The following is a 13,453-nucleotide window of genomic DNA, read 5'->3' as shown; positions in this document are numbered from 1 at the left end:
CGCTCCTGCGGGATCTCACCTGTCCTGCTAATCCCCCAGGAGTCAAGCACCCTCCACTCCAATCAACTAGTTTGGCTCACACTTTACAGGTTGCCAAGTCCAAGTTGTCATTTTCTTTACATTCATGGCAGCAAACGTAAGCATCGCCTGCATAGACAATTTTTGAGACCTCGAAAGGTTGTCTATCGCATACCATGCTTTTCTTTCGCATCTACAAAAACACGTTCGACCGTCACCTTACGTTTCGTGTATCTGTTTGATTACATCGTTGTGACGTAGAAGTTCTGCTCTTTTCTAAGTAAGCTTCCCAAATATGACGTTGTATAAGTTTTTGATGGGTTTTTCATTTCGATAGAAAAGGACATTTTACACAAATCGATGAATTAGATTTTTATTGCCGATACCCTTCCTTCGTTCTCGTCGTGTATTATAAGACCGGTCCTTGTTGGCACAATCGCTGCCTCAATTTTTAGTAGTAAATGGTCATCAGGCACAAGTTGATCAATCGCCCACACTTCTAATTGTTCACGTTCATTTAATTGGTTTCTCGTCATCATTTTGTACGTCACTTTTTGTATTTTAACGAGTTTGTCTACAGTCTGCGGCAGCCTGAAATGAGGCTGCCGTTTTTCTTATAGTGCCAAAAAAGGTATCGTATTATCAAATAATATTTGGAATATTTTAAACTTTTAGGAGAGAATATCTACGATTCCTACCATTTTTGTTATATGATAGATAAAAGAAAATGGTGAAGTGGGGGAAAAGTATGAATAGGAAAGAACGACAGCTAGTCACAAAGAATGAAGGGATACTAAAGTTAAGGGATGGCTTATTTACTTTATTCTTAAACATATGTTTTTTTGCTTTCGTAGCTTTTATTATTCTGTATTTTCTTTCCTAAATGATTTAGTTGAAATAAGGAAGTTGGTGTGTTAGTATAGTTAACGTACTAAATGACCGAAATGTTCATTTGGTCATTACGAGGTTATGTGAGGTGAAAACATGGCTACTGATCGCAAGAGGCTCATTTTAGATGCTGCTACTAAATCTTTCACTTTATTTGGATATAAAGCTACTACGATGGAGCAAGTGGCAAAGCTTGCAAATGTAGGAAAAGGGACCATTTATAATTTTTTCACAAATAAAGAAGAGCTTTTCAAGGAAATTGTCCACAGCTTAATTCTTGATATGAAAGAAGCTGCTGAAGAAGTAATCAGTTGTGAGCGGTCTTTCTACGAAAATGTGCATGCTGCCTTATATCGAATCCTTGAGTATAGGATGAAGCATCAATTTACCATTAAACTTTTACAAGAAGAAAAGGAAATTGGTACTCCAGCTGTTGCAGAAATGGCAAGTGAAATTGAAAAAGCAATCGTCAGTTACATCAAACATCAAGTAGAGAAAGCGATAGAAAAAGGAGAAATTACAAGTTGTGATCCTGAAATTACCGCTTTTATCATGTTGAAAATGTATGTGGCGATGATTTTTGATTGGGAACAAAATCATCAACCTTTGAACAAAGAAGAAATCGCAAAACTGTTCGAGCTATATATTTTTAAAGGATTATCTAAATAACGGAGGTAATCCTTAAATTTAGCTCAATAATGACCAAATGAACAAAATGGTCATTCGGACAAAAAAGAAAGGAGTATGTTTTATGAATAAGTCATTTACTGCTGAATGGAAGTCCATAATACGTAATCGGAAGTTGTTAATCCCGATTATTGCAGTATTATTTATCCCAATTTTATATAGTGGCATGTTCCTTTGGGCTTTCTGGGATCCTTATGAACAATTGGACGATCTTCCAGTCGCTATCGTTAATGAGGACAAGGGAGCTGACTATAACGGTGAACAGCTTCACTTAGGAGAAGACTTGACGGATAAGTTAAAGGAATCCAAGCAATTCAATTTTCGGTTTGTAGATAAAGATACAGGCTACGATCATTTGAAAAAACAGGACTATTATTTATTAGTAGAAATTCCTGAGAACTTTTCTGAAAATGCGACGACATTACTAGATGAACACCCACAAAAGCTAGAACTTAAATATGTTCCAAATGAAAGCTATAACTTTTTATCTGCACAAATAGGTGAAACGGCAATGGAACGCATTAAAGCCTCCTTATCTGAAAAAATTACTGAAACATATGCTGAATCAGTATTTGATAAGGTTTCAGAAATGGCAGATGGGTATGGTACTGCTAGTGATAATGCTGGAAAACTCTATGATGGAATCCAAGAATTAACTAATGGTTCAAAAACATTAGAAGAAAATTTGCAGGTTTTAGCAAGTAAGCAAATTGAATTCAAAAATGGTGTGGAACAAATTGATTCTGGTTCGAAAAAGATGGGTAAAGGTACTTCAGAACTTGCTGACGGGTTGGGGCGATTAGATGCTGCGCATGAAAAATTAGAAGCGGGGTCTATAAAAATTGAGCAGGGGCTAGAAAGTGCTTCAAGTGGAAGTGAACAGCTTTCAACAGGACTTCAAAGTGCATATAGCTCAATGAATGCTATGATTAACGGAACAGAACAGATTCAAGCTGGGGCAAATCAGCTTAGCGGAAACCTTACAGCTTGGGCAAATGAAGCCAATAAAGCTTCTATGGGAGCTGAAAATGTAAAGAATGGCGTAGCTTTGTTACAAAAGCAATTACAACCTTATATGGCAGAATTGCCAGAAGATAAACAAAAAGAATTGACTGCAGCTTTGTCTCAAATTATTGCAGGTAGTACGCAATTGTCCTCTGGAACAGGAGAATTGGCTGCCGCAGCTAATCAGCTTGCATCAGGAGCATCCACTTTAGATGGAAAAATCGGAGAACTGGCGCAAGGTGAAAAACAATTACAAGCTGGTTTAGGCAGGTTGACTGAGGGTAGTGAGCAGCTTTCATCTGGTATCAGTCAATTGGATAATGGTCAGAAAGAATATATTAACAACTTCAAAGTATTTGGAACGAAGCTTGGTGAAGCTTCAAATGGTGCAAGCAAATTGGCAAATGGTGCTAGCGAGCTATCTAATGGGATGGATGCATTAAAGAATGGCTCTGTTCAATTAGCAGATGGTTCTAAGAAACTGGCAGATGGTTCTGAGAAGCTAGTGAGCGGAAGCTCCAAAGTTGAAGAAGGTTCAAAAGAGTTTAAGGATAAATTGGGTGAGGCTGCTGAAAAAGCTCAATCTGTACATCCAAATGAAGATAATTTTAATATGATGGCTGGACCGGTTAAAGTAGATAAAGAACCGGTAACGGAAGTTCCAAACTATGGTACTGGATTTGCTCCGTATTTCTTATCTTTAGGATTGTTTGTGGGGGCTTTATTATTGTCCATTGTTTATCCACTTAGAGATCCTTCAGTGGCACCGAAGAACGGGGTGTCATGGTTCTTCAGCAAATACGGTGTAATGGCAATAGTGGGGATTATTCAAGCTTTAATTGCATCAGGTATTTTGTTAATTGGATTAGGAATAGAGGTACAGAGTGTTCCTTTATTTATCCTATTTTCTATAATCACATCGTTATCTTTTATTGCTTTGATTCAGTTCCTAGTCACTACATTAGGCGATCCCGGTAGATTTGTTGCAATTATTGTCTTAATTCTTCAATTAACGACAAGTGCAGGGACTTTCCCGCTAGAATTAATTCCTAAACCATTGCAAATGTTCAATGCATTCTTGCCAATGACATATTCCGTTCAAGGATATAAAGATGTTATTTCAAGTGGATCATTTGCTGGCATGTGGCATAATGCATGGATTTTACTTTCATTCATGGCTGTTTTCATGGTTGGAACTTTACTGTATTTTGTATTCAAATTTAATAGATCTGAATTCAAAATGGATAAACATGAGGGAGCTATTGAATAGTACTGAAGAAAAAAATAAACCAGTCGCTAATTAGGCGGCTGGTTTTTGCTATTCAGGGTTTCCTGAAACGTGTATAACAGTTTCGTAATACACTTCGCAACATTGAGGGAGTATGAGTCAGTGTAATGGCTGACATCATCAATATGGTGACAAAATGTCCAAGATAGACAATTTGAAAATCCCTTTATAATTGAGCGATATGGCTGCATCCTTCACATTTATTGCCGTAACATTCATGTTGTTCTTCAATTTTATTGCCGCAATCTACACATTGTTTAGGTGGAAGATTTTTAAAAAATTCTACGCTGCTTTGAATCATTGTTATTACCTCCATAATTTGAATTTTCAAAAAATAAAAACTGCGACTAGTTTCGATTCGTTATTTCATTTGTTAATCATATTGTATTATAACAGTTTGAAGTTGTCAATTTATGTTTTATAACAAAATGTAAAAAGATGCAAAAATGGGCATAGTTATATATATTTAAGAAAGAAATAAAACTGTTAGGAGGAAGCACAATGAGACTTAAAGTTGTTGGTTTTTGGGGAGGTTACCCTGCAAAAAATGCCGCAAGTTCTGGATATTTACTCGAACATGATGGATTCTATCTTCTCATTGATTGTGGAAGTGGTGTACTAGCACAGTTGCAAAACTATATCCATCCTACAGAAATAGATGCAGCAATTATTTCACACTATCACCCTGACCATGTAGCTGATATCGGAGTGTATCAACATGCTTTATTAATTCATAAATTCCTTGGAAAAGGAAGGGAAAACATCCCGATTTACGGACATGGGGAGGATCAAGCCGAATTCGAGAAGTTAACCTACAAGGACCTTACTAGAGGAGTTCGATATACGGATCAAGAAACATTGTCTATTGGACCTTTTGAAGTTTCATTCCTTAGAACGAAGCATCCAGTCCCGTGCTTTGCGATGAGAATTGAATGTGAAGGGAAAGTACTCGTATATACGGCCGATTCATCCTATATTCCAGAGTTCGAGGAATTCTCGAAACAAGCTGATATTTTATTGTGTGAATGTAATTTCTATGCGGGGATGGATGGTAGTGGAGCAGGACATATGAACAGCATTGATGCAGGACAGCTGGCTCATGATGCGAATGTGAAAATGTTGATTCTGACTCACTTACCTCATTTCGGGGAGCTTAAGCAGTTAGTTGACGAAGCTTCTCAGAGATTTGCGGGTACAATACGACTAGCTGAAACTGGGATGGAGCTAGAGTTCCTGCCTCATTAATAGACTTTAGGGGGAAAATAAATCATGTTGTTCATTGATAATAAAGGCATCACAGATCCACAAATTAACCTTGCGATTGAAGAGTATGCATTGAAGAATTTAGATATTAATGAAACGTATCTATTATTTTACATAAATGAGCCTTCGATTATTATCGGAAAAAACCAGAATACAATCGAAGAAATCAATACAGATTACGTCGAGGAAAAAGGTATCAAGGTAGTTCGTCGACTTTCAGGCGGTGGAGCAGTTTATCACGATTTAGGTAATCTGAATTTCAGCTTTATTACGAAGGATGATGGAGAAAGCTTTCATAATTTCCAGAAATTCACCGAACCAGTCGTACAAGCCTTAGCAAAACTAGGTGTGTCCGCTGAGTTAAGTGGTAGAAATGATATTTTAGCTGAAGGTAGAAAAATATCGGGAAATGCCCAATTCTCGACAAAAGGTCGTATGTTTTCTCACGGTACTCTGCTGTTTGATTCTGAAATTGATGCTGTAGTATCCGCTTTGAAGGTTAAGAAAGACAAGATTGAATCGAAAGGAATAAAATCTATTCGTAGCCGTGTGGCCAATATTTCAGAGTTTCTAGAGGAGCCAATTTCTATTGAGCAGTTCCGATCCCTGTTATTGGAATCTATTTTTGACGGAAAAGAAAATGTTTCTGAATATGTCCTTACAGATGCTGACTGGGAAAAAATCCATCGCCTTTCTAAAGAAAGATATCAAAATTGGGATTGGAATTATGGCAAGTCTCCAAAGTCCAATATCCAACAAACACATCGCTTCCCTGTTGGTCAAATAGATATTCGCTTAGAGGTTAACAAGGGCATCATTGAGAGCTGTAAAATATATGGTGATTTCTTTGGAGTTGGTGATGTTTCTGACGTAGAGGCAAGATTAGCCGGGACCAGATACGATAAATCTGCCTTAGAGGAAACATTAGGTGACATTGATGCGAAACATTATTTTGGCAATATAACGAAGGAAGAATTAATAAATTTAATATATTAATTAGAAGGCTGCCCAATGGCAGTCTTTTTTCATTTGGGCTGAGCTCATAAGGATGTTTAGGAAGGAAAATTAGTCTTAATTTATCTATAGGTATTAGGTTCATTCTGTGATTAATATTGTTGGCTTTTTTTAAACTCTGGCTTCAATTTTTTTTATTTTATAAATTTTTGCATTTTTCAATTCTTTTTGTTGAAGGGTTGAAATTTATTACGCTATAATAATAAGTGGACAAAAATGAGTGACTATTCATTCACTGTGCAAAAGGAGGGGAATATTATGAATTTATCACATCGCTTACAAGATACTGCAACCAAGAACCCTGATAAAATTGCTTACCATTTTCTAAATCAAAGTAGTACATATGCAGAATTAAATGCTGCTGTTTCTAAGTTCGCTGATGGACTTCAAAAACTAGGTGTTAAAAAAGGAGACCATGTTGCCCTTATTCTAGGAAATTCTCCACATTTCATTATTGGAATGTATGGAGCGCTACGTTTAGGTGCAACGGTTATACCAGTTAATCCTATTTACACACCAGATGAAATTGCATTTATTTTAAACAATGGAGATGTAAAAGCAGTTATTACATTGGATCTGCTAGTCCCATTAGCTGAAAAGATGAACGCAATCCTACCAAAAGTGGAACATTTCATCATTTGTCCAACAGGTCAAGTGAATGGGGAAATGGATCTGACATCCCTTACGATTTTCCCAAAAATGAAATCGTTTACAGAACTTTTGACTTTAGGTGATTTGCATTTTGAAAGCCCTGTTCTTGATGATGAAGATGTAGCTGTCATCTTGTATACATCTGGAACTACAGGAAAGCCAAAAGGGGCAATGTTGACCCATCGTAATCTTTATAGCAATGCAAGCGATGTTGCGGAATATTTGAAGATTAATAGTGACGATCGTGTCATTACAACTTTACCAATGTTCCATGTATTCTGTTTAACTGTTGTGCTTAATGCTCCCCTTATGGCTGGAGGCACACTTCTTATTGCACCGAAGTTTTCACCGAAAGACATTTTTGACATCGCAAAAAATCATGAGGCGACTGTATTTGCAGGTGTACCGACGATGTTCAACTTCTTAAATCAGTATGAGGAGAGCAATCCAGAAGATTTAAAGACTTTAAGACTTTGCATTTCTGGTGGTGCATCTATGCCAGTAGCCCTATTAAAGGCATTTGAACAGAAATTTAATGTTCTAGTGTCTGAGGGGTATGGATTATCAGAGGCTTCTCCTGTAACATGCTTCAATCCACTGGACCGTCCTCGCAAACCAGGTTCAATTGGTACTAACATCGTCAACGTTGAAAATAAAGTCGTTAACGAATTGGGAGAAGAAGTTCCAGTTGGCCAAGTTGGAGAACTGATTGTTAAAGGTCCAAATGTCATGAAAGGGTATTACAAATTACCTGAAGAAACTGCGGCCACAATTAAAGAGGGATGGTTGTATACTGGTGATTTGGCACAAATGGATGAAGAAGGCTATTTCTATATTGTGGACCGTAAAAAGGACATGGTTATTGTAGGTGGATATAATGTATATCCGCGTGAAGTAGAAGAAGTTTTGTATTCCCATCCAGAAGTGGTGGAAGCTGCTGTTCTGGGCGTCCCTGATCCAAACCTTGGTGAAGCTGTCCAAGCTTTTGTCGTAAAAAAGAGTAATAGTCTTACAGAGCAGGAACTTTTACAATATTGTTCGGAGCATCTGGCAAAATATAAACTTCCTTCGGTCATCGAATTCATTGATGAGCTGCCTAAGAATACAACGGGGAAAATCCTGCGTCGTGCGTTAAAGGAAGCTGTATTAAATAAATAATTGGTTGAAGAGAGTGTCAAAAAATGACGCTCTCTTTTTTGTTGTTAGGCAAACTATATAATCTTGAATTGTGGATAACTTAAGTGTGTTTATTTAACTACAAATTGGTTAAAGAAGGAAAAAGTTTTTTTCTCATAATGGCTTATATATGAAGGGATATGGGAATAGACAACTAGAATCGCTTAAACGAAATGGACATCGAAAGGAAGTGAAAATATGTCTTCAGTCTTATATGAAGTGAACTCATATATTGCCCATGTTACGCTAAATCGCGAAAATAGCTTGAATGCAATCAATCATTCTATGCTGCAAAGATTACAAGAAGTCATCTTAGATATTAGAAATAATCATCAAGTACGAGTAGTCATTATCTCAGGAAGTGGAGATAAAGCATTTAGTGTAGGAGCAGATGTTAAGGAAAGAAATGTATTCTCAGATTCGGCTGCATTGGAGCAATCGACCCGCTTTAATGAAATTCTTAGGATGCTAGAGCAATTGCCACAGCCTACGATTGCAGCTATGAATGGGTATGCATTTGGAGCAGGACTAGAACTAGCTCTAGCTTGCGACTTTAGAATTGCTGTAAATCATACTTTGATTGGGTTTCCAGAAACAAGCTACGGGACCATCCCAAGTGGAGGAGGAACACAACGTTTACCAAGGCTCATTGGTGAGGCGCGTGCCCTTGAAATGATTCTGACAGGAAGGAGAATATCAACTGTAGAGGCTTGCCAATTTGGCCTTATTCTTTATTCAGTGCCTAAATCACAACTCGATGAAACTGCCATAGATTTAGCAAACAGAATTATATGCAACGCACCTCTTGCTGTCCAAAAAGCGAAGCTAGCTATAAAATCTGGACTTCAGTCAGACTTTCATTCAGGCTTAAGTCTTGAGCATAAATGTTATGAAATGATTCTTCCTACAAGAGATCGGAAAGAGGCACTTTCGGCTTTTATGCATAAACGTAAACCTGTATATTATGGGTATTAATATGATACTAGGATACTAAGACAGTCCAACTCCTTTAGTAGGGGAAGGGCTGTTTCTTTATGTAGGAGGTGTTTATCTACATTGTGTTCCTCGGTTTTTGTTCAATAAATAGAGATTTTTTTTGCACGACTAAAGGGAGGGTGGCCGCAAAAGGGTGAGAATAATGTCCTTTTTCGGTAACGGTAAGTGAAAAAGGTAATCAAAGGAGATCAATGATGCCCGTTTTCGGAAAAGAATGAGGAAAAAGGTAATCAAAATATTCCCATGAAGCAAGCTTTGATGAAATTTATTAGGTGCATACGATACTATTAGTTTTAATTACGATTTTCTATTTGCAATTTATTTAATATTCTAAGAAAATAATAGGAAATTAGTTTAGTTGGAGGGATAGTCTTGGATGTGCGTACTATAGATTCTCCAGTTTCACATTTTAGACAGGGTACACAAGCAGGCTTGAGCATTGCCATCGGTTATTTTCCTATTGCTTTGACCTTTGGATTACTGGCAAAGTCCTCTGGTTTGTCGATGTTGGAAACTGTGTTGATGAGTTTAATTGTGTTCGCTGGCGCTTCACAATATATTGCGTTGAATTTGATTTCATTAGGGACGGGTGTATTTGAAATCGTGTTGACGACATTTATTGTTAACATCCGACATTTCCTCATGAGTACGACCTTAACGGAAAAAGTTGAAGAGGATTCCTTATGGGCGAAAATTACTTACGCTTTTGGGTTGACTGACGAAACCTTTTCGGTGATTGCTACGAGAGAGGGAAAGGCAGCGACGGGTTTTGTATTCGGTGTTATTGTAATGGCCTATGGAAGCTGGGTGGTTTTTTCAGGAGTTGGGCATGTGTTTGGAGCGGGATTGCCACAAACACTTCAAGAAAGTATGGGAGTGGCTTTGTATGCAATGTTTGTTGGTCTACTTGTACCCTCTTTAAAAGGGAATCGTAAGTATGCTTTCCTGGCATTGGTAGCTGCTGCTTTCAATAGTATCTTTACGTTAGGGAAAGTATTATCAACAGGATGGTCAATCGTAGTGGCTACCTTACTGTCCGCGATTCTTGTTGAGTGGATTTTGTACATAAAGCAGAAGGGAGGAATGGCACATGGACAGTAAAATGATCCTGTTGCTCATCATCCTTATGGGGGTTGTAACATACATACCAAGGATGCTACCTTTCGTTCTGTTCAAAGGAAAGGAACTTCCTCCTTTTGTTCAAGGTGTTTTAAAAAACATTCCGTACGCTACGCTAGGGGCTCTTATATTCCCTGGGATTCTGCTGTTTAGCGATGATATCGTTATGGGAGTGTTAGGGGCAATTGCTGCCTTTGCTTTTGCTTTTTTAGGTATGAATGTAATTGTTGTCGTCCTTGGCTCTATCGCGGTTCTAAGTGTATATTCTTTTCTAATTAGTTAGTAACATAAAAAGCTCCGCTACCTGTATGAACAGGAGGGAGCTTTTTTTAGTTTATTTCCTTCATTATTGCATTGAAAACTTTTTCTTTTTTGAAGGTTTTTTCCCCCATGCCAAATACTTCAATGACTTCATTATCTTTATTCAATAAATAGGTAGCGCTCGTATGAACAAATTGCCCTGTCCCAGGATCGCGGTATTGGAAGTTAAAGTTATCTGCTAGTTTTTTAACATCCTCGTCTGATCCACGTAATAGATGCCATCCTGGAATCTTATCCATTTCAAAAGTATTTGCATAGTCATGTAATACTTTTTTTGTATCTTTTTCCGGATCGAACGTAATCGTTAGGAACTCAACTTCTTTTCCGAAGACACCTTCGTTCTCTAGTTCATTGCGTAGGTGCTTCATCTGGAAGGTCGTATTGGGGCAAACATCAGGGCATTGTGTATACATAAATTCAACTAGTCTCACCTTTGGTTCCATATTATTAAAGCTGTATGCTTGACCAAGATGGCTTTCTAAAGTCAGATCCTCTGGGAAGTTCATTTTGGATTGACGGTATTCTGTGAAATAATAAATGCCAGAACTAATGCCAATGATTAATAGGACAACAAACGAAATATAGTATTTTTTCATCTTTCCACCTCTATTAAGAAAAGATAAGAATTAGGACTGTAAGAATGATGTTTATATATTTATCATACATGAGCTGAATGGAATAAGTATGCCATTTATTGAAGATTGTTTGAACGTTTCTTGTTTGTCCCAATATATTGTTCTAAGTTGGACAAATTTAACTACACTAATAGAAGAGGACAAATTTTCAAAAGGGGGGAAAACCTTGGTTAGAAAGGCTGTTTCTTATGCATTTTTTCTATATCTATCATTGGCGGTCCTAGTATATTTATATATTTTCAAATGGGCTGATACGAGTATACCTTCCGCATTTAAAGGTACTGCTGCTGATCCAGAAACATTTATGAATGCTAGAGAATTATTGTTAAGCGAGGAATATTCGGAAATACGAAATTATTTGTTTTTCTTATCCACACCCTATGAATGGCTGTTTTACTTTGTCATATTGGCAGTTGGATTGTCTAGGAAGTTTGAGTTATCCTCCTTGCAATTTAAATCTAGAATCTTGCAAAACGGTGTTTATTTATTCTGGCTATCCATCGTTTCCTATCTAGTTGTCTTTCCATTTGAATACATTGGATATCAACTGTCTCGCAAGTATAATATCTCCACCCAAACCTTTTCCTCTTGGATGAAGGATGAGGTGATTGATTTTTGGGTGAATTTTGGATTAATGCTATTAATCATTTCGGTATTGTATTGGCTGATTCGTAAGAGTACAAAGAAATGGTGGTTTTATGCGTGGCTGTTATCCGTACCATTTTCTTTATTTCTCATGTTTGTTCAGCCTGTCCTTATCGATCCACTTTACAATGATTTTTATCCTTTGAAGAACAAAGAGCTAGAATCGAAAATTCTTTCTTTGGCAGACAAAGCTGGGATTCCTGCTGAGCATGTTTATGAAGTAAATATGGCAGCGAAAACTAATAGCATGAATGCCTATGTCACTGGAATCGGCTCAAATTCTCGAATAGTTCTTTGGGATACAACATTGAACAAGTTGGGGGAAAATGAAATCCTCTTTATCATGGCACATGAAATGGCCCACTATGTCGAGAAACACATTTATATCGGGATTGCAGGGTATTTACTTTTTTCACTTGTAGGATTGTGGATAATTGCTAAACTTATGAACCGAATCATTGTAAAATGGGGACAGTTATTGAAAATCCCTAATATCCAAAGTTTAGCTTCACTACCTTTGTTCTTCTTGCTTCTGTCCATGTTATCCTTTGCGTCGAGTCCGGTTTCAAATATGATTTCTAGGTATCAAGAAACACGAGCCGATCACTATGCATATGAAATGACACAGGATGGGGAAGCAGCCGTGAAGACATTCCAGGAGCTTTCGAAAGCAGGACTTAGTCAAGTAAATCCTCCGTCATTGGTGAAATTTTTCCGTTACAGTCATCCAACAATGCTTGAACGAATTTCTACGCTAGAAAATAAAGGGCAAGAAGTGAAAGAATAGTCAACAAAAAATCCCACCTTACATTGGTGGGATTTTTTGTTTCTAGGTTGGATTAGCTGAGGTACTAAAAAAATCGGATATCAATTGTTCAAGCATTTGGAATTCCTGTGATTCCTTGTTAGCTTTTAAGGTTGAAATGGCACTTTCAATCAGGAACTTTCTTGGGGTTTTCGAATCCATTATTTCTGTATGAATAAAATCTAACAACTCCATATTTCTTGCCTGATCTGGTCCGTCTTTTAATTCATTTTTAAAGGTTAATAAAGTATGCTGCAGCTGTGTTAGTAAAGGCTGCTCGCAAGTTCGATTTTCTGGTAGCCAGATATCTAAAAGACTTGGCTGGAATAATTGATCACCAGAATCGGCCACTTCATAAACGATTTTTTCAATACGGGCTACACTATACCGAATCACTTGGTATGAGTTAGCTGTTGTGTCATATGCCTTCATGTAATATTTATAATTATAATTTAAAATCGCAATAAACATGATAGCGCAATCCAATAAATAAGGTTTCTTGCTTTCACCAAAAATGTCAATAAACCTTTTGTATATCCATCCTACAAATCTCAAATGAAGCCCCTTGATGAACTTCTTCAAATCCTCATCCTTTGAAAAGAATACTTCTTCAAAAAGTGACATTAACTTATTGGTCCGATTCGTTTTCATTTGCAACTCTATTTGCATGATGAAAATTTCAATATTTGAAGGGTCTTGCCCAATAAGCAATTCATTTCTTTCTTGGTCAAGTTTTTTATAGATCGTTTTAAAAAGTGCGATTATCAACTCGTTTTTAGAAGAAAAATAATTGTAAAAGGTTCCCTTGGAGATTCCGCTATAGTCCAAGATATCCTGGATCGAGGTAGCTTGGAAACCTTTTTCAATGAATAATTGGTGTGCCATGTTAATGACATGCTGTTTTCGATCATTCATTTCATCACCTAATTTCAATTAGACTAT

At 37.1% G+C, this 13,453-nt stretch carries 13 protein-coding genes and 1 pseudogene; 9 read left to right on the top strand and 5 right to left on the bottom strand.

Annotated elements, in window-relative coordinates; genetic code table 11:
* Nucleotides 1-66: 66 nt before the first annotated feature.
* Both DBX25_RS07365 and DBX25_RS20810 read right to left on the bottom strand, forming a co-directional pair.
* Nucleotides 67-454, bottom strand: a pseudogene (locus DBX25_RS07365) (transposase); the annotation flags it as partial.
* Nucleotides 384-557, bottom strand: coding sequence for a hypothetical protein (locus tag DBX25_RS20810; protein WP_170110119.1), 174 nt, complete (start codon nt 555-557; stop codon nt 384-386). The pseudogene DBX25_RS07365 and the gene DBX25_RS20810, both read right to left, overlap by 71 nt.
* 445 nt (nt 558-1,002) lie before the next feature.
* Here DBX25_RS20810 and DBX25_RS07360 point away from each other — a divergent pair, with 445 nt between their 5' ends.
* Entirely contained in the window at nt 1,003-1,575 is a 573-nt protein-coding gene (locus tag DBX25_RS07360) for a TetR/AcrR family transcriptional regulator (protein ID WP_108670130.1), read from the top strand.
* Nucleotides 1,576-1,657: 82 nt separating this feature from the next.
* Nucleotides 1,658-3,868, top strand: a complete 2,211-nt coding sequence (locus tag DBX25_RS07355) for a YhgE/Pip domain-containing protein (protein ID WP_108670129.1) — start codon at nt 1,658-1,660, stop codon at nt 3,866-3,868.
* Between the two features lie 184 nt (nt 3,869-4,052).
* Here DBX25_RS07355 and yhfH read toward each other — a convergent pair whose 3' ends face one another.
* Complete coding sequence (yhfH, locus tag DBX25_RS07350; RefSeq protein WP_108670128.1) at nt 4,053-4,187, bottom strand: protein YhfH; 135 nt, start codon at nt 4,185-4,187, stop codon at nt 4,053-4,055.
* Between the two features lie 200 nt (nt 4,188-4,387).
* Here yhfH and DBX25_RS07345 point away from each other — a divergent pair, with 200 nt between their 5' ends.
* The 6 genes from DBX25_RS07345 (at nt 4,388) to DBX25_RS07320 (ending at nt 10,388) form a co-directional block, all read left to right on the top strand.
* Nucleotides 4,388-5,131 carry an MBL fold metallo-hydrolase gene (locus tag DBX25_RS07345; protein ID WP_108670127.1) on the top strand — a complete coding sequence of 248 codons (744 nt, stop codon included), beginning with the start codon at nt 4,388-4,390 and terminating at the stop codon, nt 5,129-5,131.
* A 24-nt stretch (nt 5,132-5,155) separates the two neighbouring features.
* A complete protein-coding gene (locus tag DBX25_RS07340) occupies nt 5,156-6,145 on the top strand; it encodes a lipoate--protein ligase (protein ID WP_108670126.1) in 990 nt (329 codons plus the stop codon).
* A 276-nt stretch (nt 6,146-6,421) separates the two neighbouring features.
* Nucleotides 6,422-7,972: a fatty acid--CoA ligase family protein gene (locus tag DBX25_RS07335; protein WP_108670125.1), complete on the top strand. Its 1,551-nt coding sequence runs from the start codon at nt 6,422-6,424 to the stop codon at nt 7,970-7,972.
* Nucleotides 7,973-8,188: 216 nt separating this feature from the next.
* Nucleotides 8,189-8,965, top strand: coding sequence for an enoyl-CoA hydratase-related protein (locus DBX25_RS07330; protein ID WP_108670124.1), 777 nt, complete (start codon nt 8,189-8,191; stop codon nt 8,963-8,965).
* Nucleotides 8,966-9,358: 393 nt separating this feature from the next.
* Complete coding sequence (locus DBX25_RS07325; RefSeq protein ID WP_108670123.1) at nt 9,359-10,087, top strand: AzlC family ABC transporter permease; 729 nt, start codon at nt 9,359-9,361, stop codon at nt 10,085-10,087.
* A complete protein-coding gene (locus DBX25_RS07320) occupies nt 10,077-10,388 on the top strand; it encodes an AzlD domain-containing protein (protein ID WP_108670122.1) in 312 nt (103 codons plus the stop codon). Before DBX25_RS07325 ends, DBX25_RS07320 begins: the two co-directional genes overlap by 11 nt.
* Nucleotides 10,389-10,434: 46 nt before the next feature.
* Here DBX25_RS07320 and DBX25_RS07315 read toward each other — a convergent pair whose 3' ends face one another.
* Nucleotides 10,435-11,022 (bottom strand): SCO family protein, encoded by a 588-nt coding sequence (locus tag DBX25_RS07315; protein ID WP_108670121.1) that lies wholly within the window; start codon nt 11,020-11,022, stop codon nt 10,435-10,437.
* A gap of 205 nt (nt 11,023-11,227) precedes the next feature.
* Between DBX25_RS07315 and DBX25_RS07310 the strand changes: the two genes are divergently transcribed.
* On the top strand, nt 11,228-12,493 hold the full coding sequence (locus tag DBX25_RS07310) for a M48 family metallopeptidase (protein ID WP_240620194.1): 1,266 nt from the start codon (nt 11,228-11,230) through the stop codon (nt 12,491-12,493).
* 42 nt (nt 12,494-12,535) lie between these two features.
* Here the strand turns inward: DBX25_RS07310 and DBX25_RS07305 are convergent, their stop codons facing one another.
* Nucleotides 12,536-13,426 carry a TetR/AcrR family transcriptional regulator gene (locus DBX25_RS07305; RefSeq protein ID WP_108670119.1) on the bottom strand — a complete coding sequence of 297 codons (891 nt, stop codon included), beginning with the start codon at nt 13,424-13,426 and terminating at the stop codon, nt 12,536-12,538.
* Between the last annotated feature and the right edge of the window lie 27 nt (nt 13,427-13,453).

The organism is Peribacillus acanthi (assembly GCF_003073175.1).
Classification (GTDB): domain Bacteria; phylum Bacillota; class Bacilli; order Bacillales; family DSM-1321; genus Bacillus_BN; species Bacillus_BN acanthi.
This window is presented reverse-complemented; position numbering and strand designations above follow the sequence as displayed.

Bases quoted from the DNA above. Each gene is read 5' to 3' on its own strand.
- DBX25_RS07305 (WP_108670119.1), bottom strand. From the start codon at position 13,426: ATGAATGATCGAAAACAGCATGTCATTAACATGGCACACCAATTATTC.
- DBX25_RS07345 (WP_108670127.1), top strand. From the start codon at position 4,388: ATGAGACTTAAAGTTGTTGGTTTTTGGGGAGGTTACCCTGCAAAAAAT.
- DBX25_RS07360 (WP_108670130.1), top strand. From the start codon at position 1,003: ATGGCTACTGATCGCAAGAGGCTCATTTTAGATGCTGCTACTAAATCT.
- DBX25_RS07320 (WP_108670122.1), top strand. From the start codon at position 10,077: ATGGACAGTAAAATGATCCTGTTGCTCATCATCCTTATGGGGGTTGTA.
- DBX25_RS07330 (WP_108670124.1), top strand. From the start codon at position 8,189: ATGTCTTCAGTCTTATATGAAGTGAACTCATATATTGCCCATGTTACG.
- DBX25_RS07340 (WP_108670126.1), top strand. From the start codon at position 5,156: ATGTTGTTCATTGATAATAAAGGCATCACAGATCCACAAATTAACCTT.
- yhfH (WP_108670128.1), bottom strand. From the start codon at position 4,187: ATGATTCAAAGCAGCGTAGAATTTTTTAAAAATCTTCCACCTAAACAA.
- DBX25_RS20810 (WP_170110119.1), bottom strand. From the start codon at position 557: ATGATGACGAGAAACCAATTAAATGAACGTGAACAATTAGAAGTGTGG.
- DBX25_RS07335 (WP_108670125.1), top strand. From the start codon at position 6,422: ATGAATTTATCACATCGCTTACAAGATACTGCAACCAAGAACCCTGAT.
- DBX25_RS07355 (WP_108670129.1), top strand. From the start codon at position 1,658: ATGAATAAGTCATTTACTGCTGAATGGAAGTCCATAATACGTAATCGG.
- DBX25_RS07315 (WP_108670121.1), bottom strand. From the start codon at position 11,022: ATGAAAAAATACTATATTTCGTTTGTTGTCCTATTAATCATTGGCATT.